The sequence below is a fragment of the Pseudomonas sp. SIMBA_041 genome (genome assembly GCF_046535095.1).
Lineage (GTDB): Bacteria > Pseudomonadota > Gammaproteobacteria > Pseudomonadales > Pseudomonadaceae > Aquipseudomonas > Aquipseudomonas mucoides.
In genome coordinates, this window is sequence record NZ_JAWRXJ010000002.1 from 136,420 (window position 1) to 158,608 (window position 22,189).

The following is a 22,189-nucleotide window of genomic DNA, read 5'->3' on the forward strand; positions in this document are numbered from 1 at the left end:
CTTAAAGGGACAGGCTGTCGGTCAGCAACTCGACCAGTTCGTACTCCAGATAATCTGCCAGGGCGAGCCAGTTCTGTGCTTCCTGACACGCAAACATCTGACCGAGCACAAACGCCCATTGCTGCTGTACGTCCTGCGCCTTGGTATCGAACGTCGGGTGAACCGCACCAACCAGCTCGGTCATCGCCAGCCCCGCTTCTACATCGCGCCCCAGACGGAACAAGGTGGCGCAGTGCTGTGCTTCGGCAATAAAAGATTCACGAGCACTCATGAGGCGATCTCCGGATGAAAAACGGTTCCGGCGATCATCGCCCCTGCCCGACTGCTGTTATAGAAGCGCACCTGCGGATGGCCGGCGATAAACCGCTCCAGCTCACACAAATAGCTGCGGAAATTGAGCTGAGTCTTGATGCGCTGCCCGTGACCATCCAGCACCCAGTGTTTGGCGGCGCCCAGTTGCGGTCCCAGGTCGCCGTCGTTCCAGCCTGCGTGGGTCTTGTCGCCAGGGAAGGCGAAGTCGGCACCGAACAAAGTGATTTGCGTTGCGCCCATCTTCACCGCCAGGTCGGCGGCCGGGTGAATCACGCTACCGCCGACATACAACTCGCCCCTGGGCAATTGCGCACGCAACGACTGATAGATCGGACTGGCGGAGTAACTGCAATGACGTGTCCCTTGCCAGGCTTCGAGCACCAATGGATCGAGCATGGGCATGTACACCAGCGTGATGTCGGCCGTGTCTTCCGGCGGCAAGTGCCGGGCTGAAATGCGCTGGTCGATGCTGACCACCACGTCGGGACGGATGCCATGCTTGAGCAATGGGCGAAAAGCGGTGTCGACGCAGATGAACAACGGCCGCTCAGCCTGGCTGCGAATGACGCGCAATGTCTCGAAATGCTGTTCCAGGCTCGGGCCGGTGGCAATGACGAACACCTCCTGGCCGGGACGGGTAGCGAATAATTCGGTCACGTCAGGATCGGTTTGCACCAGCGCCAGACACGCTTGCATGCGCTCGATAATCTCAGGCGACTGCGGGTCGAACTCTCGGTTGTTGAAGGCCAGGTGAGTTTCGCTGATCAGGCGATCACGAATCTTCGCACTGAAGTCATCGGCCAGGACCAGTTCAGACGGCAAGGCAAAAAACGGCAGCTTGATTTCCGCAAGATCACCGGCATACAGCAGCTCGACTCGCGGATCGCTGAGCCACGGCTGCTGATCAAGCAATTGCAGCACCAGGTTGAACACCGCACCGTTGAGGATGTGCACGTACAAGCGCTCAAGCCCGATGCGCTCAAGCAACGCCGTTTGCAGATCGCCAAGACCGGTGCCGTAAACATGCAGCACCGGGCTGTCGAGCGGCAAGCTGTCAGCCTGGACCCTGGCCTCGCGGCTGCGATCATGGCGGCTGGTCAACTGAATGCCGTTGATGCTCAACGTCGAGCCCAGGCCTTCCACCAGATCCGCCTGCAACAGGCTCGTGTCTTCCACCAACAAGCGCACAGCCAATGCCGGCCAGCGCTGCTGGATGACATCGACGTTGTGCTCAAAGAACTCGCTCATGCCGCCTCGCTTATTGTCCGGGCAAAAAAATAGCGCTCAAGATTACACCTTGAGCGCTTTTTTTGTGTCTGGCTTTCTTTGACTCAAGCGTCGCCGTCAAGGGCGATAGATGATCGCCGAGCCCCACGACAAACCAACGCCGAAACCACTCAGCGCTACACGCTTCCAGCTGGAATCCAGTACGTGCTTTTCCAGCAGCAATGGAATGCTCGACGACACGGTATTGCCGGTCTCGACCATGTCCTTGAGGAACTTCTCCGGCTCGCCTTCGAAGCGCCGTGCCACGGCATCGACAATGGCCGCACTGCCCTGGTGAATGCAGAACGCATCGACATCGTCAGCCGTCAGTTGCGAATCGGCCAGCAGCTCATGCAAATGCGCCGGGACTTTGAGCAACGCAAAGTTGAACACTTGACGACCGTTCATGAAGAACACGCCATCGGTCACTTTCAGGTGAGGCGCGCCGGAACCGTCGGTGCCAAACTTGGCCTTGCCCAACTGCCATGGAGCGTTTTCGCCCATCCAGGTGGCGGTGGCGGCATCGCCGAACAGCATGGTGGTGTTGCGGTCTTCGGGGTCGACGATCTTGGAATATGGATCGGCCGTGATCAGCACGCCATTCTTCAGGCCGGCGGCTTCCATGAAGCCCTTGATTGCGTAGATGCCATAGACGTAGCCGGAGCAGCCCAGGGAAATATCGAACGCCGCCACGGTGGTGGGCAGACCGAGTTTGTCCTGAACGATGGCCGCGGTGTGTGGCAGGCCTTCTTCGTCACCGTTCTGGGTGACCACGATCAGCACATCGACCGCTTCACGTTTCAAATCAGGATTGTTGGCGAACAGCGCATTGGCTGCTTCGACGCACAGGTCCGAGGTTTCTTGCCCATCGTCTTTGCGCGGCAGGAAAGCGGAACCGATCTTGCCAAGGATGAATTCTTCATCCTTCTCGAATTTTGCACCTTGTGCGTAATTGTCTATGCCGGCTACAGGAACGTAGCTCGCAATGCTTTTTATGCCAATCATTACGGCTTCCCAATAATAAACAGCCCAATACCACCGCTCGCAAGGATTCGAGGGCGCCGACAAACAGAGAAAAACGTCGCCCCGAAGCCGCGACGGCGGGAAGAATAAAAGGCTATCACTGGGCCAGAAACAGGCCAGGCGCCACCTTCCCGATTTATACAATACAGTGAAGATGCGCGTTATGACTCACAGGTCACTCTATTTTGCCGAATCAAGCCGATAAGGTGTTATTCGACCAAGGACCAGTCCAGCGGGGTTCCACGCGTGATAGCGTGGCGGGCGCGGCGGCCCAGAAGGGTTTCAGCGTGCTTGGGGGCCAGGCCCAGCCCCGGACGGATGGCGCGCAGATTGGCCGTGGTGAAGGGCTCGCCGGCGGCCATGTCCTGGGTGACATAGAGCGAGCGACGGTAAACAAGGGATTTGCGCTCGGCTTCTGTCACGCCGTAATGCACCTGGCCCATCGCCTGCCAGGCACGCTCAGTCTCGACGACCAGACTGGCCAGCTCCGCCGGTTCCAGCGAAAAACTGGCATCCACGCCACCGGCCGCGCGGTCGAGGGTGAAGTGCTTCTCCACCACCGTCGCCCCCAGCGCCACCGCGGCCACGGAAACGCCAACACCCATGGAGTGATCGGACAAACCGACCTGGCAACCGAACAATTCACGCAGATGGGGAATCGTTCGCACATTGCTGTTGGCCGGAGTCGCGGGATAGGTGCTGGTGCACTTGAGCAGCACCAGGTCCTTGCAACCGGCCTCACGGGCCGCGCGCACGGTTTCATCGAGCTCGGCGATGCTGGCCATGCCGGTGGAAATGATCAACGGCTTGCCCGTGCCGGCGACCCGGCGAATCAGCGGCAAGTCGGTGTTCTCGAAACTGGCGATCTTGTAAGCCGGCACGTCGAGGCTTTCGAGGAAGTCGACGGCGCTGTCATCGAACGGTGTGGAGAATGCCAGCATCCCCAGTTCCTTGGCCCGGGCAAAAATCGGTGCATGCCACTCCCACGGTGTATGCGCTTTTTCGTACAAGGCATACAGCGATGTGCCCGCCCACAGACTGTTGGGGTCCTTGATGAAGAACTCACCTTCGGACAGGTCCAGGGTCATGGTCTCGGCCGTGTAGGTTTGCAGTTTCAAGGCGTGGGCGCCGGCCTTGGCCGCCGCTTCGACGATTTGCAGCGCCATGTCCAGCGACTGGTTATGGTTGCCACTCATCTCGGCGATGATGAAGGGCGGCGCGTCAGCACCGATCAAGCGGTTGCCGATCTTGAAACTAGTCATTGCGGTGATCCTTCAATACGCGCGTGAACGCGCAGGCACTCTGAGTGAAACCGGCTTCGCGAAAGACCTTCAGCGACGGCTGGTTGGACGGCAAAACCTGAGCAGTGATGGCGGTCAGTTGTGGCCAATGACGGGTGACGAAGGCCTCGCCCCGCGCCAGCAGCGCCCTGCCCCAGCCCAGCCCGAAACGGCCTTCGAACAGATAAATCGACACTTCGGCTTCAACGCCACGCCGGTCATAACGCAGCACACCGACCGGGCCATCATCCGCCTCGGCGATCAATAACAAGCGCTGGTCATTGCTCAGGCTGGCGGTCAGCCAGTTTTGATGGGCTTGCCGGTCAATGACACCGGTCTCCAGCGACCAGCGCCGCACGGCCTGCGCATTGCGCCCCTCGAACAACAACGTCGAATCGCCCAGGGTCGCCGGGCGTATCTGTAAAACCGCACCGGCCAATGCCGCCGCCACACGCTGCGCGCCACGGCCATCGACCCATTGCCGGGAGCGTTCGGCGAGGCTCTGGCGCAAGCCCTGATTGTCCGCGACAAATCCCACGGCCTGACGCAGCTGTTCAACACAGACCTGCTCACGCGGCCCCAGGTAGACATGGGCCCCCGCTGCCGCCATGACTTCGCCATTGGCCTGCTGATTATTCGACACGGCGATGCAAATCGTCGGTAGCCCCAGCGCCGCCCGCTCCCAGCTGGTACCGCCACCGGCACCGACAAACAAGTCGGCCTCGGTCATCAACCGGTAGAAGTCGCTGACAAAACTGTGCAAACGCCAGTTTGGACGATCTGCCGCCAACGCCTGCATCTGTTCCCAGGCCGGATTATCGGCACCGGCCACAAAATCGACGTCCAGCTCATGGAAGTCCGCCATCGCCAACATCGCATGATGCGTCTGCATTGCCGCATCGAAACCACCGAAATTCACCAGCACCCGCTTGGCCCGGGGTTTGATCTCGATGGCCGCGCAGTTGAACTCATCACGCAGCATCGCAAAACGCGGGCCGAGCAAGGTCTGGCAACCCCGCGGCAGCAGCGAGGCATAAGCCTCAGGTGTACCGGACAGGTTCTGATTGAGCAGCAGATCGACGCTATAGGTGCGCGTCGCAAGGTCATCCACCGCTGCGATCCGGGTTGCCCAGCGTCGGGCTGCGGTTTGCCAGTGATGATCGAGGCCATAGTGGTCGACAATGATCCAGTCGAACGCCGGCTGGTCTTCCAGTACCTGTGCCAATGCGTCGATGTCCGCTTGCCACGGCAGCATCGATTCGATGGCTTGTTGCGGATCTTCATCGGGATAACGATCCGGCAGCGCAAAGGTTTCGAAGCCCTCACCCGCCAAAGCATCCAGTCGATGGCCCGGCAACAGACGACAGGCAAACGCCACGTGCGAACCCTGCTTGCGCAAGGTTCTGGCCAGTGGCAACAGGCGCGCGATATGGCCGCTGCCAATCGTCGGCGAAGCGTCGGAACGAATCAGCACTCTCATTGCACTTCACCGCCGGCTTTCAATGCCGCGTACAGATATTCGGCACGCTTCCAGTCTTCAACGGTGTCGATGTCTTGCACCAGATACCGCGGCAAAATCACTGGCAGGCTCGCCGGGGAAAACAGTACATCGCCGCGCAACCAGGCTTCGCGACGCCCCCAGTAAAACTGGCCGGCGTCCTGAAAGGCTTCGGGCAAATCCTGGGAACGGGTCGTGCGAAATTCCGGGTAAAGCGAGGTCAAGGCGCCCTCTTCGTCGAGGGTCAAGGCACGCTGCACGGGGAAGCCGAAACCGGCGACGGAAAATGCAAACGATTTGTCTGGATGCCGCTTGAGCAATTCCAGCCCCTGGCGCAGATACCGCGCTTGCAACAGCGGCGCGGTCGCATAGACGCAGCAGGCAAAGTCGAACGCCGGCAGTTCATTCAAGGCATGAACCATCACCGCCGCCGTGCCGGTGAAATCATCCGCCAACGACGCCGGACGCATGAACGGCACGTGAGCCCCATGCGCCCGGGCAACCTCGGCAATTTCTTCATCGTCGGTGCTGACAACCACCTGATCGAACAGCGCTGAATCCAGCGCCGTACGAATCGAGCGAACGATCATCGGCACGCCGTCGAACGGCTTGAGGTTCTTGCGGGGAATACGCTTGCTGCCACCTCGGGCCGGAATGATCGCAACGCTGCTCAAGGTACTACTCCTCAAGGACCAGCCGTCGCAACTGCTCGACCACGTAATCCTGTTGTTCATCGCTCAGTAAAGGAAACAGCGGCAGGCTGATGGCCTCGGCGTAGTAACGCTCCGCTTGCGGGAAGTCCCCCTCGGAAAATCCCAGGTCACGATAATACGGCTGCAAATGCACCGGAATATAGTGCAGGTTCACCCCGACCCCGGCGGCTCGCAAGCCTTCGAACACCTGCCGATGACTGAGGTTGATGCGCTCCGTCTGCAGGCGCACCACGTACAGGTGCCATGCCGATTCGGCCTCGGGCTGAATGCTCGGCAGGGTCACCGGCAAGTACGCCAGCAACCGCTCATAACGCGCCACCAGTTCACGACGACGGTCGATAAACCCGTCAAGTTTACCCAGCTGTGACAACCCAAGGGCTGCTTGCAGGTCAGTGATGCGGTAATTGAAGCCCAGCTCCACTTGCTGGTAATACCATGGACCGTGGCTGGGTTCGGTCATGTGCTGCGGATCGCGGGTCATGCCGTGGCTGCGCAGACGTTGCAAGCGTTCAGCCAGCTGCGGGCGATTGGTCAGCACCATGCCACCTTCGGCACTGGTGATGATCTTGACCGGGTGGAAACTGAACACCGTCATGGCGGCGAATTCGCCACAGCCCACCGGGCGACCGGCGTAGGAGGCGCCAACCGCATGGGATGCGTCTTCGATGACCGTGAAGCCATAGCGCTCGGCCAGTTCGGCGATCATGCGCATGTCACAGCTTTGTCCTGAAAAGGCCACCGCCACCAGCACTTTGGGCAGCGTGCCGCTGTCTTCGGCTGCTTCCAGCTTCGCTTTCAGGGCATAGGCATCGAGGTTCCAGGTCAACGGATCGATGTCGACGAAATCCACGTCGGCACCGCAATAACGACCACAGTTGGCCGAGGCCAAAAAGGTGTTCGGCGTGGTCCACAAACGATCGCCCGGCCCAAGCCCCGCCGCCAGGCAAGCGATGTGCAGCGCCGCCGTGGCGTTGCACACCGCCACCGCGAAACCGGCCTGGCAACGTTCGGCCATGGCCTGTTCGAAACGCTCGATGGTCGGCCCTTGCGTGAGCCAGTCAGACTGCAACACGGCAACCACCGCATCGATGTCTGCCTGATCGAGGCTTTGCCGACCGTAAGGAATCATGCCGACAACTCGGCGTGCAGGTCTGCGATCTGACCCACCGACAGGAAGTGCGGGTTGGTGTCGGAGCGGTATTCGAAGTCCTCGCTCACGGCATTCCCCTGTTCGCCCAGATTGTCCACGGCAAAATCCACGTCGACACTGGTGAAGCGGATCGACGGCTGAATCGTGTAGTGATCGGCGAACTCCAGGGTCATCCGCGCGTCGTCCAGCGGCACCATCAATTCATGGAGTTTTTCGCCCGGGCGAATCCCGACGTTCTTGTGCGGCAGGTGTTCAGCCATGCCCTGCGCCAGATCAACGATGCGAATCGATGGAATCTTCGGCACAAACACTTCACCGCCGTGCATGCGCGCAAAGCTGTCGAGCACGAATTGCACGCCGTGATCGAGGGTGATCCAGAAACGCGTCATGCGTTCATCGGTGATCGGCAGTTCAGTGGCGCCTTCACGGATCAGCTTGCTGAAGAACGGCACCACCGAGCCCCGCGAACCGGCCACGTTGCCGTAGCGGACCACGGCAAAGCGCGTTTGCTGTTCACCGGCAATGTTGTTGGCAGCGACAAACAGTTTGTCCGACAGCAACTTGGTCGCGCCGTACAGGTTGATCGGGCTGGCGGCCTTGTCGGTGGACAGCGCAACGACTTTTTTCACACCGTTGTCGATGGCCGCGGCGATGATGTTCTCGGCGCCATTGACGTTGGTACGAATACATTCAGTCGGGTTGTATTCCGCCGCCGGCACTTGCTTCAGGGCGGCGGCATGCACCACGTAATCGATACCGCGCATGGCCTGGCGCAAACGCTCGGCGTCGCGCACATCACCCAAAAAGTAACGCATGCACGGGGCATTGAACGTCTGCTGCATTTCGTACTGCTTGAGCTCATCGCGCGAGAACACGACGACGCGTTTTGGCTGGTATTGCTCCAGCAGCCGACGAATGAAGTTGCGCCCGAACGAGCCGGTGCCGCCGGAGATGAAAATCGATTTACCGTTAAACATGCCTTGAGTCCTTGTACCTGTCAGCCAGGCTTAAGCGAGCAACTGCGTCCAGTTCACACTGGAGGCTGCGCCGAGGGTAAAGCCCTTGCCGGTCAAGGCCAGGTTCTGGTTGTACGCCGCGTCTTGAGCGAAGCGCGCGCGCCACTTGTCTTGCAGGGCCGCGGCCGTTTGCGGTGCATCCGGCAACAGGCCCGGGTGCAGCATCTGCGCTTGCGGGCACCAGACGATCAGGTAACCGGCGTCGGCGGCTTTCAGGCACAGGTCGATGTCAGCAAACGCTTCGTCGAAATGCTCTTCGTCCAGACCGCCAACGGCCTCGTACAGCTCCTTGCGCACCATCATGCAAGCGCCGGACACTGCCGAGTAGTTCTGTTCAACCTGGTGACCGTTCATGTAGCCCTTGGCATCTTTGCGCTCATCGACAAACACCGAACCGACCACGCCGTTCAAGCCCAGTACCAGACCTGCTTGTGTGGTCGCTCCACGGAAGTTCATCAGCTTGCCGCCGACAATCCCGACTTCCGGACGCTGGGCCTGATTGAGCAGGCTGTCGAGCCAGTTGGAATTGACCACTTCAGCTTCGGCCGACATCAACACCACGTAGGCGCCCTTGGCTTCACTGACCGCAAAGTTATGCAGCGCCGAGGCGCTCAAGCGTTTACCGGTGCGCAGGACGCGCAGGCGATCGCCCTTGCCTTCCAGGCTGGTCAGCCAGGTCGCCAGTTCTTCGGACTGGCTGTGGTTATCGGCGATCAGGATTTCATGCTGCTGGTAACGGGTACGTTGCAGCACGCTGACCACCGCGCGTTGCAGGTGCTCCAGATTGTCCTGACTGTGCAGGATGATCGAGACCTTTGGCCGCGCGGCATGCTGGTAATCGATCTGCCAGGTTTGAGGCAGCCCGGAGCTGACCTGACCGCGATAGCCGCGGGCGGTCAGGTGACGGGTCAGGGTTTGACGCTCGTGAGGGTTTTCCTCGACGGACGCCGCGTTGCAGATCAGCAGCGGCTCGGCCAGATGCGCCAGGCCACCCAGGCCCCCGTCTTCGATCAGACGCAGCAACAGGTCGAACTCCAGCGCCGACAGGTATTCAGCCGAGTAGCCTCCCGCGTTCACCAATACGTCACGCTGGATCAGCCAGTGGCGGGCCATCAGCGACGGCACGGTTTGCAGCAGATCAAGGTTGACGCCCGGACGGAACACATCCGCCAGTGAGCCGTTTTCCTGACGCTGGATTTCATCCATCGCCACAGCACGAATGCCTTCGGCGCCCATCAGTTCGAGGCTGGCGCGCAGCAGACCGCTGGCGGTGAACTGATCACCGGCCTCAGCCAGTACCAGCCAGTCGGCGGTGGACTGGTTGACGCTCTGGTTGATGCGCTCGACGTAATTGGTGGCGGTGACTTTGACGAAATGCACGGTGTCATGCGGTGTGGTGGTCGCCGGCAAATCACCGGTGGTGAACACCACGACCTTGAACGCCTTGCAATTACCAGCGACCAGGCTGTCGAAGGTGGCCTGCAACTTGACCATGTCGGCGTCGAGGTCCAACAGCATGATGCCGAACTGCGGGCCGCCATTGCGTTTACGCAGCTGCGCCTCAATCACCTTGAGCTGCTTGGCATCCGGGTTGCGGGCATCGAGCCAGTTCAGCAAGCGCCCGGACGGCATGTTCTCGAACAACGATTGCTCGTCCTGTGCCGGCACCGACGCCAGGCGTTCGGCCCAGGCTTGCAGCTTGAGGCCTTCTTCGGGCTCATCGGAATCCTTCAACGACTCGACCAGACGCGACACCACCGTGCGGTTGAATGCATACAGGCTCAGGGCTTCCCACAAACGGCTGCGCAACGTGCGCTCGTTGTCGTTGGGGTGCACGCGCATCAGCTCATGTTGCTTGAGCAAGAGGCCTTCCAGTTCCTGCAGCTGCAACTTGCCGGCCGGCATGGTGTGCAGCAGGAATTCGAACTCGGTCAGCAAATCGAAAACCGGCTGGTTGTAGAACGGCATCTCGACAAACTGCATCTGACCAAACAGACGCGAAGGGTCGTTGCCTGCCTGTAGCCAGGTCGATGTGAAAATCATCGTGCCCTGCAACGAACGCATGTTGGTCAGGCAGTCGGCCATGGTGGCGAAACTGTCCAGCGCCACCTGCTTGCCTTCGGCCAGTGTCTTGTGGGACATGCCGGTCGGCAACGACGCCAGAAACTCGGCAAAGCGCTCGCGATCGGCCACGGTTTTTGCGTCCTTGAGCGTCAACACCGTCAGCACGTTGGTGTTGTGCTCCGAGGCACCGTAAGGGATTTCCCGCACGGCGAACGGGATCGGCAAGATCCGCGCCTTGGCGCGCGCGAGCATGTAATAGGCATGGCCGATTTCCTGCCATTCGAAGCTGGTGCCCGGCAGCAACGCGTTGTGCCAGTCCTGCAGCAACTCGGTACGGCTGACCGCGTAGAACGGCGGCAGGAAGTGCCCCATGAATTGCGTCAGGCGTTCTTCGGCCGACTCCGAGCAATAGTCCTCCGGGCCCTTGCGGTCGCGGCGGAAGTAATTCACTTCCGTGGCGCGCGCCAGGTACATGATCCCGTAGCCGTGGCACATGCCGTAGTCGGCGTTGTCTTCGAGAAACTCCAGCGACTCGGTGACCGCATCGTGCAGCAGGAAATCGTCATCGGCGGCCAGCACCATGTACGGCGTGGTCACCTGATTCACGCCATAGGCGAGTTTGTCCTGCAACCCGGTGTAGGTAAATTGCGGCAGGTGCCGGTAATCGACCATCGGGTAATCGCGGGCGATGTTCTCGTCGCTTCTCAGCGAAGAGTCCAGGACCAGAATCGTGCAGGGATAGCTGCTGTAATACTGCAAGGTGCGCCGCAGGTAGGCGTTGCGGTTGTGGGAAATCACCACCACCGTCAACCGTTCATTCAGCGGTGCCACATCGTTTCGAGCAGTGTTTTGAACGCGCATATTTCTATCCCCACAACCGGCCAGAAGCCGAGAACCTACATTCAATTCAAAAGTGATTAACGAACGCGACGCAGATAGCCATCCGGCGCCACGGTGATCAGCAGCTTGTTCTGCAACTGACGGTCGATTTCGAAGTCAGCGTTTTCTTCCAGGTATTTCCACACGGCGGTCTTCGGGTTGTCGCCCGGGCCCCATGGACGATCCGGGAAGAAATCGGCCGGCATGTCCTCAACCACGGTGTCCATAACCACGCAATAGCTGTCTACCGACACCAGCGGTGCGTACAGACGCAGCTCTTCCAGTACGTGATCGTGGGTGTGGTTGGAGTCGAGTACGAGGATGACTTTCTTGCCTTCGGCGGCAGCGCGGACTTGTGCGGCGATCGCCTCGTCGATGCTCGAGCCTTCGATCATTTTGATGCGCTTGCTCATCGGGTGGCTTTCGATGGCTTCGCGGTTGTGCGGGCGAATGTCGAGGTCGATGCCGAGCACTTCGCCGTGGCCTTGCAGCTCCAGCAACGAGGCGTAGTAGATGATCGAACCGCCGTGGGCGATGCCGCATTCAATCACCAGGTCGGGTTTGACCTGCCAGATGATTTCCTGCATCGCCATCATGTCTTGCGGCAGCTGGATGATCGGACGGCCCATCCACGAGAAGTGGTAGCTGTACTTGTGCTTGGCCGACTGGTTGAAGAAATCCTGGGCCAGACCGGTGAGTTTCTGGTCGTCGCCCTGAGCGGCGATTTGTTCTGCGCACTCGGCTTCGAAGGCTTTATTGATGGTGTTGTCAGTCATTTTTCTAATCTCAATAGTCACTGGAACGAAGCGCTGTCGACGGCGTGATAGACGTAGCGTCCATCGGTCATCCGCTTGATTTCTTCGAGGTAGTTGGAATTCATTACAAACAGGTGGGCGCCTTCGGGCAGCGCGTCCATGGCCTCTTGCGGCGAGGACACACGCACGCCGCTCAGGGGCAGATAACGGCCCTGCTTCGCCGGGTTGATGTCGACCACGCGATCCACTGCCACACCGGCCCTTTGCAGGAACAGCGAATAGATCACGCCTTTGGACGATGCGCCCCAGATCGCCGAACCGTGCTCGGGTGCGTCCTGGATAATCTGTACCGCACGCGCAAGGCTTGCGGTGAAACCGTCAGGCAGCGCCAGGCGTGGCACCGATTGTTCCGGGGTCAGGCGCAAGGTCGCCAGGTCGGCAACGATGTACAGGTACTGGCCGCCGAACAGGTGCCCGGCCTCGTGCACGGTGCCGAACATCCGGCGCAGGTCATCGAGGCGGAAGTAATTGACGTGCTCGTAGAACAGGTCGAACCAGGCTTTGTGCTCGAGGATCCAGTCGAAGCACGGCACTTCGATGTAGATCTGCCCGCCCTGATTGGCGTCGGCGATCTCGGCAAGAAAACTCACCGGGTCCTGAATGTGTTCCAGCACATGGCGCAGCACGATGGCATCCGCCGCCAGGCCTAGGCCACGGGTGAACGGTGCTTTGATCACGTCGGCATTGTCGCCTTCGTAGGCCGGGTCGATGCCGGTGATGGCGTAACCCAGCCCTTTGAGCAGTTCGAGGAAGTAGCCCTTGCCGCAGCCGACTTCGATCAGTTCCCGGCCCTTGAAGTGGCGGGCAATGATGCCTTCGACATCGCCCAGGTGCTTCTGGAACTGGCCCGAATGCGCCTGCTCGTTCTGGTAGTCGGCGTCGTAGCTGAGCTTGTCGGCATCGAAGGCCTGGTTGAAGATCAACCCGCTCTTTTCATCCTGTACCAGGACCATGTCGGCACACGCCGAAGCCTTGGCCGACGCGGGGTCGGCAAAGGTGCGGTTTTGCAACACCGGCAGGTCGGCGACCCGATACAACTCATGCCTCATGCTCTGCTCCCAGTAGCTGTTGCAAACGGTCCGCCACGCCCCAGAACGCCATCGGTTCGTGGGTCGGGTATGGGTAGTGACCGAGGTTCAAATGGATCGACGCGCCGCGCTCACGCAGCCGCTGTTCGACCAGCGCCCGCACCGAAACCGGCTGGCCGCTGGCGCAATTGATCACGCCATCGAATTCACGCTGTTGCACGATGGCGGCGAGGTAACCGGCCGCGGTTTCAATCGCCAGGTAGTCACGCAATTGCTCACCGGCCGACATGTTGAAGCTGTCATCGCCAGCGTCGATGGCGCGGTCAAGCGCGGCGAGCAAACTGTTCGGGTTTTGCCCTTCGCCATGCAGGTAAAACAACCGCGCCCATTGCAGGGTGAACGGTTGAACCTGCTGCAGGTTTTGCAGAAACAGGCGCAGTGTATTTTTTGCCAACCCGTACGGATTGCTCGGCTGCGGCGCGGTGTGCTCGCTGAGCGGACCGCTTTGCATGCCGTATTCGAAACAGGTGCCAGTGACCAAGACTTGGGAGACGCCCGCCTCGACCGCGCCCTTGATGAACCGGTAGTCGGCCATCAAGTTGTGTTCGAAGTGGAACAGCGCCCGATAGTTCGGCAACCCTGGCCAGGCCAGATGCACCAGCGCGTCGACGCCATCGGTCAATGCGGCGATGTTCAGATCCTCGGCGTGAATATCCGTCGCAACGAATTCCACGGCATTGATCCACGGCATGGTCGCGGCAGTCTCGGCATTGCGCGCCACGGCGCGGACTTCGCAGCCACGGGCGAGCAAGGCGTCGACCAGATGACGGCCGACAAACCCGGTGGCGCCGGTCACGAGCACTTTCACAGCACGGTCAACTCAGGCACGGCGATCACGAAACGGCCATCCCACTGACGCACCTGCGCCAGTTGCTGACTGACTTCGGTCAGCAGGTTCCACGGCAGCACCAGGACGTAATCGGGTTTCTCGAGGTCGATCTGTGCCGGCGAGACAATCGGAATGCGACTGCCCGGCAAATACTTGCCCTGCTTGTGCGGGTTGGCATCGGCCACCCACGCCAGCAAATCCGGTTTGACTCCGGCGTAGTTGAGCAAGGTGTTGCCCTTGGCCGCCGCGCCGTAACCGACCACACGCTTGCCGTCGGCCTTGGCCTGCAGCAGGAAGCGCAGCAGTTCGTGTTTGATCCGTTCGGCGGCGGGTGCGAGGGTCGCGTAGTACTCGGTGGTTTTTACCCCGGCGGCGAGTTCGGCCTGCAACTGCTGTTGAACGGCTGGTTGTACCGGACGACGTACACCATCGGCACGCTGGACGAAAACCCGCAGCGAACCGCCATGGGTCGACAGCTGACTGACGTCGAACACTTCTAGTCCATTGCGCTCGCATAAGGTCTGCACGGCGGTCAGCGACAGGTAGGAATAATGCTCGTGATACAGCGTGTCGAACTGCTGGCCGGCCATCAACGTCAGCAGTTGCGGAAACTCGAACGTCGCCACCCCGGTCGGCTTGAGCAGGGTCGCAAAACCACCGAGGAAATCATTGATGTCCGGAACGTGGGCCAACACGTTGTTGGCAGCCATCAGGTCGGCGGACCAGCCTTCGCTGACCAATTGCGCGGCCGTATCGCGACCGAAAAACAGTTCACGAATCTCCAGGCCTTTGTCCCGCGCCGCTTGTGCGGTGCTGCGGGTCGGCTCGACGCCCAGGCACGGAATGCCGCGTCCGGCGACGTACTGCAACAGGTAACCGTCGTTGGCAGCGATTTCCACCACGCGGCTGTCAGCGGTCAGGCCGAAGCGCTCGGTCATCTCGGCGACGTAACGCTCGGCATGGGCCAGCCAGGTGCTGGAGAACGAACTGAAATACGCATACTCGGCGTCGAACAGGCTGTCGGCGCTGGTGTAATCCTCGGTCTGCACCAGCCAGCATTGCTGACACACCGCCACCTTGAGCGGCACCCATTGCTCGGTTTGCTCCAGCTGATCGGCGCGCACATAAGCGTTGGACGGCGGCGAGGTGCCGAGGTCGATCAGCGGCAAGGCCAGGGAAGTCCCGCAACCACGGCAATTCATACACGCACTCCAGCGAAGTGGTCATCAAGCAAGGGATGGCTGGAATCCCGTGCCGACAGATTATTGACAGGCAACGGCCAGGCAATCGCCAGCCGTGGATCGTTCACGCTCAAACCACCCTCACGCACTGGCGTGTAATCCGCGCTGTGCAGGTAGAGCAATTCGGCATCGTCGCTCAGGGTCTGGAAACCGTGGGCGAAGCCGGCCGGGATCAGCAGGCTGCGACCGTCACCGGCACGCAGGTACTCGGCGTGCCAGTGCAGGAAGGTCGCGGAGTCCGGGCGCAAATCCACCGCTACGTCCCAGACTTCGCCGCGCAGGCAGGTGATCAATTTGGCTTCCGGCGCGCTCGCGTTTTGATAATGCAGGCCACGCACACTGCCCCGCTCACGGGTGCAGGAATGGTTGATCTGACGAATATGAAACGGCTCGCCGAAGGCGCTCAGGCTGCCTTCACAGAACAGACGGGCGAAGTGTCCGCGCTCATCCTCGAAGCGTTTGTGCTGCACGCTGAACAGACCGGCCAGCGGCAATGGCGTTATCGAAAACTCGCTCACAACGCGCCTCGGTACAGGTTCAACTGGCCCAAAGTGATGGCGCGCATGTCGTCGCCGTTTTGCCAGGCCAGGTGCCAATCCAGCGTCTGGGTCAGGCACTGTTGCAACGACCAGCGCGGCTGCCACGCCAACAGTTGACGGGCGCGGCTGCTGTCCAGGCGCAACAGGCCGGCTTCATGCAACTCACTCGGTTCGATGCGCAGGCCACGGGCTTGTGGCCAGCGGTTGGCGAGCAATTCGACGACTTCGCCGACGCTGCACATGTCCGCTTCACTCGGGCCGAAGTTCCACGCACCGGCAAACTCGGGGCCTTGTTCATACAGGCCGGCCGCCAGTTGCAGGTAACCGGCCAGCGGTTCCAGCGCGTGCTGCCACGGGCGCACGGCTTGTGGGTAACGCAGGGTCACCGGTTCGTCGGCGGACCAGGCCTTGAGCACATCGGGAATCAACCGCTCAGGTGCAAAATCACCGCCACCCAGTACGTTGCCGGCGCGGGCGGTGGCCAGGGCCAGACCGTGCTCGGCGTACTTTTCAGCCGGGAAGAACGACGCCGCGTAAGACTGCGCCAGCAACTCGCAGCAGGCTTTGCTGCTGCTGTACGGGTCGTGGCCACCGAGGGCTTCGTTTTCGCGGTACGGCCACAGCCATTCCTGATTGGCGTAAACCTTGTCGGTGGTCACTAGCACGCAGGCGCGCACGCCGCCGACCTGGCGGATGGCTTCGAGCAGATTGAGGGTGCCCATGACGTTGCTGGAATAAGTCCCCAACGGGTCGCGATAACCTTCACGCACCAACGGCTGGGCCGCCAGGTGCAAGACGATTTCCGGCTGGGTCTCGGCGATCAGCTCCAGCAATGCGCCGAGGTCACGCAAATCGCCGCGCTGATCGTTGATGCCTTCGTGCACGCGCGCCAGTTCAAACAGGCTCGGTTCGGTGGACGGGTCCAGCGAAAAACCGCTGACCTTGGCACCGAGGCTTTGCAGCCACAACGTCAACCAACTGCCCTTGAAGCCGGTATGGCCGGTCAGCAGAACCCGCTTGCCGCGCCAGAACTCCTGACTCAGTCCCATTGCTTCCATGGGGCCTCCCCGCTCAGCCACAGCTGCTCAAGGTGGTTTTTGTCGCGCAGGGTGTCCATCGGGTGCCAGAAGCCGTCGTGCTGGAACGCTTGCAACTGTTGCTCGTTGGCCAGCGCGGCCAATGGCTCGGCTTCCCAGGAGGTCTGGTCGTCAGCAATGTAGGGCAAGACCTTGGGCGACAGTACGAAGAAGCCGCCATTGATCCAGCCGCCGTCACCGCGTGGTTTTTCAATGAAACCTTTGACGCTGTCACCGTCGCGCTCCAGGGCGCCGTAACGTCCCGGTGGCTGCACGGCGGTCACGGTCGCGAGTTTGCCGTGGCTCAGGTGGAAGTCCACCAACGCGCCGATGTTCAGGTCCGAGACGCCGTCGCCGTAGGTGAAGCAGAACGCTTGTTCGCCTTCCAGGTAACGGGCGGCGCGACGCAGGCGGCCACCGGTCATGGTGTCTTCGCCGGTGTCGATCAGGGTCACGCGCCACGGTTCGCTGTAGTTCTGGTGAACGTCCATGCGGTTGTTGGACATGTCGAACGTGACGTCGGAGGTGTGCAGGAAGTAGTTGGCGAAGAAATCCTTGATCGCGTAGCCCTTGTAGCCAAGGCAGATCACGAAGTCGTGAATGCCGTGGGCGGAGTACTGTTTCATGATGTGCCAAAGAATTGGCTTGCCGCCGATTTCGATCATTGGCTTGGGCTTGAGGTGCGACTCTTCGCTGATCCGCGTACCGAGACCACCCGCCAGAATTACTGCCTTCATCGCTGTCCTCTTGCTCTTCGCGCGGTTTGGCCAGCCCCGCTAGGGTTGGCGAACCGTCAGATGCACATCATTAACCCGCAGCCACTGGGGCCTTCACGCCTGTTGAGGTGAAGGATTTATGGCGATATGTGGGGGACTTGCAGGAAGTGAGCCAATTGCTTGGGGTGGGCGACTGATGGGGTTTGGGTTCTGTGGTTAGGGGGTTGGGTTCTGTGGTTAGGGATTTGCGTGCATATCCATTTCTGCGATAACGGCTGCTGGCGGTTTCGCTCTTACAGCGACTCACTTTTCCAGACGCCGAAAAGTAAGCAAAAGGCTTTGCCCCTCCATTCGGTGCCTCGCTGTGGCTCGGCATGCCCTCACTCCGGCATTGCTCCGGGGGCCCGCCGCCATCGGCCATCCATGGCCGGGGGCGGCTACCGCGGCATCCTTGCCGCGGTGCCCCCTACGCAACGCCTGCGTTCGGCCTCTGGGAAAGGGGCAATAGATCAAGATCAAAGTCAAAAGCCGAAGCAACGGCAACGGCAACGGCAACGGCAACGGCAAGATCAACAGCTTCGCGAGCAGACTCGCTTGTATGGTAGGACTGGGTGCATCCCAAAGAGCTGGGTCGGCTTTCAGGCCGCCATCGCCGGCAAGCCAGCTCCCACAGGAAACGATGTACGCCTGATGGAGATTGGTCGGCTGACAGGCCGTCATCGCGAGCAGGCTCACTCCTACAGTTTGAATCGGCGAATAGCCGTTGCTTCTCACCACTCATCAGGCCGAGCGTTAGCTCGCCTTCAGCTTTTGATCTTGATGCACCGCCCCCTCGAGAGGCCGAGTGGAGGTTCTGCGCAGTGGGCAACCCGGCAAGGATGCCGGGTTAGCCGCCCCCGGCCATGGATGGCCGGTGGCGGCGGGCCCACGGAGCAGGACCGGAGCGAGGGCATGCCGAGCCACAGCGAGGCACCGAACGAAAGGGGCAAACGCGCTTTGGTTACTTTGGCGCTCTTCCAAAGTGACTCGCTGTAAGAGCGAAACCAATAGAAGCCGTTACCGAAAAACGGATATGTACACCGAATCAGTCCGGCAACCAACCCCACAACCAGTGCTGAAGATTATCCCCGCGCAACATGAAATCCCGATGCACCGCCTCACGTAACTGATCCCCCATGCGATAACTCGCATCCGGATCCGCCAGGTGCATGCGAATCGCCTGCAACCACTCCTCCGTGCTATTGCTCAGAATCTTGGTGCAAGGCAAAAACCCGTCATACGCACGGGTATCCGTGCAAATCACCGGATACCCACAAGCCCCATACTCCAGCAACCGCAAGTTGCTCTTGCAGTCGTTGAAGATATGAAACTCCAACGGCGCCAACGCCAAATCAAGGTTCAGGCTCGCCAGCTTGTACGGATAACTCTGCAGATCGATCGTGCCATGGAACTCATGAATGTACGGACGCAACGCATCCGGACACATGCCGAAGAACACCCACTCCACCTCATTGGCCAACTCCCGAACCACATCGGCAATGATCTCCAGGTCGCCGGTGTGACTGGTGCCACCACCCCAACCAACCCGTGGCTTTTTCGAGGTACGGCGCTGACTGGTCAACGTCGCCCATGGCTCGGGAGGCAACATGTTCGGCACCACACGAATCTCGCTGTGCATGCTCGACAACACATCAGCCAGTGCCTGGGTAGTCACCACCACGCGATCACACAGACCAATACCCTCACGCAACATCTGCTCAGTGTTGGCCGGCTTGTTGCGGGCGTGGCTGTTCTTTTTCGGCGTGCTGACAATGTAGTCATCCAGCTCGAAAATCCGCAGCGCATTGGAGTACTTCTTCATGCGCAGAATGTCGGCCGCCGAACCTTCGCTGTAGCGCCCCTGCAAAATAATGGTGTCCGGCGACAGGCGCTCGATTTCCACCGTCGAAGGCGACTCGTAAGCCACCCGTGAAATGACCCGCCCGGCTGCCTCAAGCTCCGCCAGCGGCGCGGTCACGCGGTAATGCCCGATCGCCGACTCGTTGACCGGCAAGCCGAGAATCAGCGGCAGGTCGCGATGGCAGAACGGATTCCAGTTGTGGCGCAGCGAAGGCTCCAGGCTGAAGCTCGCGACGCCGAGTGTCAGGGCCGGGTTGTACGCCGGATCACGGGAAATCTTCGGCAGCCACTTCAGGTAGAAACTTTCCTGCTCGGCCTGCTGCGCCTGCACATCGACCTGCGTCAGGGCTGGCGCGCTGTCGTCACCGATCATCACGGTCGCGAACGGCGTCCAGACGATCAGGTAACCGTTTTTATCCGCCTTAAGGCACAGGTCAACACCCCCGAGCCCGAGGCTGAATTCAGCCTCATCCAGCTGACCGAGGCTGTCGAACACCTCTTTGCGCACCATCAGGCAATCACTGCTGACCGCACTCCAGTTCTGCGCCACTTGCAGACGCTGCATGTAGCCACGCGAACTGACGTGCTCGCCGATAAACGGCGAAGTCGCAGGCCCGGCCAGGCCCAGGATCAAACCGGCGGAAACAATCGCGCCGTTGGCGTTCATCTGCCGTGCGCCAACCACGCCGACTTCCGGACGCTGAGCATGATTGAGCATTTCGGCGAGCCAGTCACCCGCGTAAATCACGCTGCGCGGGTTGAGCGTCAGCAGGTACTCGCCCCGCGCATGGCTGGCAGCGAAGTTGACCAACGCCGCCTCGCCGGTGCACCCGTCAAAACGCAGGACGCGCAGCATCGCGGCGCCCAGTTGAGACATCGCGCCCAGCCACTCGGCCATCGCCGCATCACCGCGTCCTTCATCGACAATCAGGATTTCGTACTCGGTGTACGAGGTCTGCTCGATCAGGCTTTCGGTGCAACGCTGCAAAGCGCCCAGCGAAGAGCCCGCGCCTATGATGATCGAGACCACCGGCCGGTGCGCGTGCAGGTAATCGATGCGCTTGAGCAGCGGCAACTCGCCATCGCGAATCCGGTGTTCAAGACCGATGCGGTCGAGGTGCGCGCTGACGATAGCTTCGCTGCCCTCGATCACCTCAGGCAACGACAGCCAATCGGCGTAGGTCTGCGTCGACTCCACCTGAATCTCTGCAATGTGTTCGATGGTGTGCAACCCGGCCTCTTCCACCAGACGCCAGAGCAAATCATGCGGGGCCAATTCGCCGTGAGCCGAATCGAAACCGCCCACCGCCAAAAAGCGCTGACGCTCGAATGCGAGAGTCCGGCCAACGTAGGGGTAGGAACGCATGAGGTCGAGGTTGAAGCCTGGCTTGAACACTGGCTCGGCGGACTCACCTTCCACCAACGCACCTTCATCGCTGTAGGCGCAGAGCATGCCCGGCGTACCGGCAATGCGCTCGGCCATCACCAGCAACGACGACACGCGCAAGGTGTCGCCGGCACGCAGCAGGTAGAACCAATGCGCGCCTTCCAGTTGCGGTATCACGCCATTGAGCTGGTGCGCCCAGTTGTCCTCAAGCGGCAATTGCAGCACGTTATCGGCGCCATCGAAGTCCGCGTTCGACAGCACCACCACCGCTTGCGGGGCGTACAGTTGCGTGGCGAGGCTGGCCAGCGTGGCGTTCAGGGCGACGCTGTCAGACTCGGTGTCGATGATGATCGGCACCAGGTTCGGACGCATGGCCCAGCGGCTGATCGTACCCGGCATGTGCCGTGTTTCCGCCGGAGTGAATTGGCGGCTCGCCAGCCACTCGCGATAGAACTCGGCGTAGCTGTCGCTGTTTCCGCCCACGCGACCGTTGACCACGGTGTTGCGACTGCCGAGCACGCGCACCACACACAACTCTTCCCACTGGCGCGGCTCTTCAAGGGCCTTTCTCAATTCGACGCAGCGCACCCAGCCCGACGCCGGGGCCGATTCGCCACCGCGCGAGGTCAGCATTTGCATCAGCCATTCCCATTCCTGCACGGCGGCCCGGGTCATTTCCGTGGTCTTGCTCAGGCGTTCCGGGTACAGACGCTCGGTGCTCAGCACGGTGTTCAACACCGCCATGTTGCCGCGGCGCAGCAGGCACACGAACAAGGCGAAATCGAGCATCGCGACAAAACCCGTACCGTCCTGGGTCAGCGCCGGCAACAGTTCCAGCACATCGGCACGGCGCATCAGGGTCGAGCTGAAATTGCCGATGAAGTTCTTCGGCGTGTTCTCGAAAATCGCCAACATGTCATCGCCCTTGAGCAATGCATCAAGGGGCGAAAAACGGCAGTTATCGATGCGGGGCGGCAAGATGAAATTGTTCGCGTCGCTCATCATGCGCAGGCCGCACACCAGGGTGGCCTCGGGATAGTCGATCAGCGCCTGGGCTTGCATCGCGATGCTCGGCGTGAACAGCCGGTCATCATCGCACAGCACTTTGATGAACTCGCCGCGTGCTTCGTTGACGCAACGCAGCACGTTTTTTGACAGGCCCAGACGCTTGGGGTTACGCAGGTAACGAACAGGGTGAGCAGGGTCGGCAAACGATTTGACGATTTTGTGGATCTCGTCAGAAGACGAATCGTCACAGACGACGATTTCAACGTTCTCATAGCTTTGAGCGAGCGAGCTTTCCAGCGCCTGACTGAAGAAGCGCGGGTTGAAGGCGGGGATGACGATGCTGACTAGAGGGCGTTGATTCACGACAGAACTCTCGAGCGGCGAGCCTCT

Annotated in this window: 17 protein-coding genes; all 17 read right to left on the reverse strand. The window is 60.6% G+C overall.

The features are described from left to right. Window position 1: 1 nt before the first annotated feature. The 17 genes from SB725_RS04345 to SB725_RS04425 all read right to left on the reverse strand — a co-directional run bounded on the left by SB725_RS04345 (window position 2) and on the right by SB725_RS04425 (window position 22,162). Complete coding sequence (locus SB725_RS04345; protein WP_027922346.1) at window positions 2-271, reverse strand: hypothetical protein; 270 nt, start codon at window positions 269-271, stop codon at window positions 2-4. Beyond that, window positions 268-1,560 (reverse strand): motility associated factor glycosyltransferase family protein, encoded by a 1,293-nt coding sequence (locus SB725_RS04350; RefSeq protein WP_027922345.1) that lies wholly within the window; start codon window positions 1,558-1,560, stop codon window positions 268-270. Before SB725_RS04350 ends, SB725_RS04345 begins: the two co-directional genes overlap by 4 nt. A 96-nt stretch (window positions 1,561-1,656) precedes the next feature. Then, entirely contained in the window at window positions 1,657-2,583 is a 927-nt protein-coding gene (locus SB725_RS04355) for a ketoacyl-ACP synthase III (protein ID WP_410921346.1), read from the reverse strand. Between the two features lie 227 nt (window positions 2,584-2,810). Beyond that, complete coding sequence (gene pseI / locus SB725_RS04360; protein ID WP_027922343.1) at window positions 2,811-3,863, reverse strand: pseudaminic acid synthase; 1,053 nt, start codon at window positions 3,861-3,863, stop codon at window positions 2,811-2,813. Continuing rightward, a complete protein-coding gene (pseG, locus tag SB725_RS04365; protein ID WP_410921348.1) occupies window positions 3,856-5,361 on the reverse strand; it encodes a UDP-2,4-diacetamido-2,4,6-trideoxy-beta-L-altropyranose hydrolase in 1,506 nt (501 codons plus the stop codon). Before pseG ends, pseI begins: the two co-directional genes overlap by 8 nt. Next, window positions 5,358-6,053 carry a pseudaminic acid cytidylyltransferase gene (pseF, locus tag SB725_RS04370; protein ID WP_027922341.1) on the reverse strand — a complete coding sequence of 232 codons (696 nt, stop codon included), beginning with the start codon at window positions 6,051-6,053 and terminating at the stop codon, window positions 5,358-5,360. Before pseF ends, pseG begins: the two co-directional genes overlap by 4 nt. Before the next feature lie 4 nt (window positions 6,054-6,057). Then, complete coding sequence (pseC, locus tag SB725_RS04375; protein WP_027922340.1) at window positions 6,058-7,221, reverse strand: UDP-4-amino-4,6-dideoxy-N-acetyl-beta-L-altrosamine transaminase; 1,164 nt, start codon at window positions 7,219-7,221, stop codon at window positions 6,058-6,060. Further along, complete coding sequence (pseB, locus tag SB725_RS04380) at window positions 7,218-8,219, reverse strand: UDP-N-acetylglucosamine 4,6-dehydratase (inverting) (RefSeq protein ID WP_027922339.1); 1,002 nt, start codon at window positions 8,217-8,219, stop codon at window positions 7,218-7,220. Before pseB ends, pseC begins: the two co-directional genes overlap by 4 nt. Window positions 8,220-8,249: 30 nt before the next feature. Further along, window positions 8,250-11,183, reverse strand: coding sequence for a TIGR00180 family glycosyltransferase (locus SB725_RS04385; RefSeq protein WP_410921351.1), 2,934 nt, complete (start codon window positions 11,181-11,183; stop codon window positions 8,250-8,252). A 56-nt stretch (window positions 11,184-11,239) separates the two neighbouring features. Beyond that, a complete protein-coding gene (locus SB725_RS04390) occupies window positions 11,240-11,977 on the reverse strand; it encodes a cephalosporin hydroxylase family protein (protein ID WP_027922337.1) in 738 nt (245 codons plus the stop codon). A 17-nt stretch (window positions 11,978-11,994) separates the two neighbouring features. Continuing rightward, on the reverse strand, window positions 11,995-13,065 hold the full coding sequence (locus SB725_RS04395; protein ID WP_410921353.1) for a class I SAM-dependent methyltransferase: 1,071 nt from the start codon (window positions 13,063-13,065) through the stop codon (window positions 11,995-11,997). After that, entirely contained in the window at window positions 13,055-13,912 is an 858-nt protein-coding gene (locus SB725_RS04400) for an NAD-dependent epimerase/dehydratase family protein (protein WP_059181386.1), read from the reverse strand. Before SB725_RS04400 ends, SB725_RS04395 begins: the two co-directional genes overlap by 11 nt. Then, window positions 13,909-15,135, reverse strand: coding sequence for a methyltransferase domain-containing protein (locus tag SB725_RS04405; RefSeq protein WP_410921355.1), 1,227 nt, complete (start codon window positions 15,133-15,135; stop codon window positions 13,909-13,911). Before SB725_RS04405 ends, SB725_RS04400 begins: the two co-directional genes overlap by 4 nt. Further along, entirely contained in the window at window positions 15,132-15,692 is a 561-nt protein-coding gene (locus tag SB725_RS04410; RefSeq protein WP_410921357.1) for a dTDP-4-dehydrorhamnose 3,5-epimerase family protein, read from the reverse strand. Before SB725_RS04410 ends, SB725_RS04405 begins: the two co-directional genes overlap by 4 nt. Beyond that, the gene (rfbG, locus tag SB725_RS04415) at window positions 15,689-16,771 is read right to left on the reverse strand and encodes a CDP-glucose 4,6-dehydratase (RefSeq protein WP_027922332.1); all 1,083 of its coding nucleotides are present in this window, start codon (window positions 16,769-16,771) and stop codon (window positions 15,689-15,691) included. Before rfbG ends, SB725_RS04410 begins: the two co-directional genes overlap by 4 nt. Continuing rightward, window positions 16,753-17,526 (reverse strand): glucose-1-phosphate cytidylyltransferase, encoded by a 774-nt coding sequence (rfbF, locus tag SB725_RS04420; protein WP_027922331.1) that lies wholly within the window; start codon window positions 17,524-17,526, stop codon window positions 16,753-16,755. The genes rfbG and rfbF overlap by 19 nt, the downstream gene beginning before the upstream one ends. Before the next feature lie 1,063 nt (window positions 17,527-18,589). Beyond that, window positions 18,590-22,162 (reverse strand): glycosyltransferase, encoded by a 3,573-nt coding sequence (locus SB725_RS04425; protein WP_410921359.1) that lies wholly within the window; start codon window positions 22,160-22,162, stop codon window positions 18,590-18,592. Window positions 22,163-22,189: the final 27 nt, after the last annotated feature.

Bases quoted from the DNA above. Each gene is read 5' to 3' on its own strand.
- SB725_RS04345 (WP_027922346.1), bottom strand. From the start codon at position 271: ATGAGTGCTCGTGAATCTTTTATTGCCGAAGCACAGCACTGCGCCACC.
- SB725_RS04350 (WP_027922345.1), bottom strand. From the start codon at position 1,560: ATGAGCGAGTTCTTTGAGCACAACGTCGATGTCATCCAGCAGCGCTGG.
- SB725_RS04355 (WP_410921346.1), bottom strand. From the start codon at position 2,583: ATGATTGGCATAAAAAGCATTGCGAGCTACGTTCCTGTAGCCGGCATA.
- pseI (WP_027922343.1), bottom strand. From the start codon at position 3,863: ATGACTAGTTTCAAGATCGGCAACCGCTTGATCGGTGCTGACGCGCCG.
- pseG (WP_410921348.1), bottom strand. From the start codon at position 5,361: ATGAGAGTGCTGATTCGTTCCGACGCTTCGCCGACGATTGGCAGCGGC.
- pseC (WP_027922340.1), bottom strand. From the start codon at position 7,221: ATGATTCCTTACGGTCGGCAAAGCCTCGATCAGGCAGACATCGATGCG.
- pseB (WP_027922339.1), bottom strand. From the start codon at position 8,219: ATGTTTAACGGTAAATCGATTTTCATCTCCGGCGGCACCGGCTCGTTC.
- SB725_RS04385 (WP_410921351.1), bottom strand. From the start codon at position 11,183: ATGCGCGTTCAAAACACTGCTCGAAACGATGTGGCACCGCTGAATGAA.
- SB725_RS04390 (WP_027922337.1), bottom strand. From the start codon at position 11,977: ATGACTGACAACACCATCAATAAAGCCTTCGAAGCCGAGTGCGCAGAA.
- SB725_RS04395 (WP_410921353.1), bottom strand. From the start codon at position 13,065: ATGAGGCATGAGTTGTATCGGGTCGCCGACCTGCCGGTGTTGCAAAAC.
- SB725_RS04405 (WP_410921355.1), bottom strand. From the start codon at position 15,135: ATGAATTGCCGTGGTTGCGGGACTTCCCTGGCCTTGCCGCTGATCGAC.
- rfbG (WP_027922332.1), bottom strand. From the start codon at position 16,771: ATGGAAGCAATGGGACTGAGTCAGGAGTTCTGGCGCGGCAAGCGGGTT.
- rfbF (WP_027922331.1), bottom strand. From the start codon at position 17,526: ATGAAGGCAGTAATTCTGGCGGGTGGTCTCGGTACGCGGATCAGCGAA.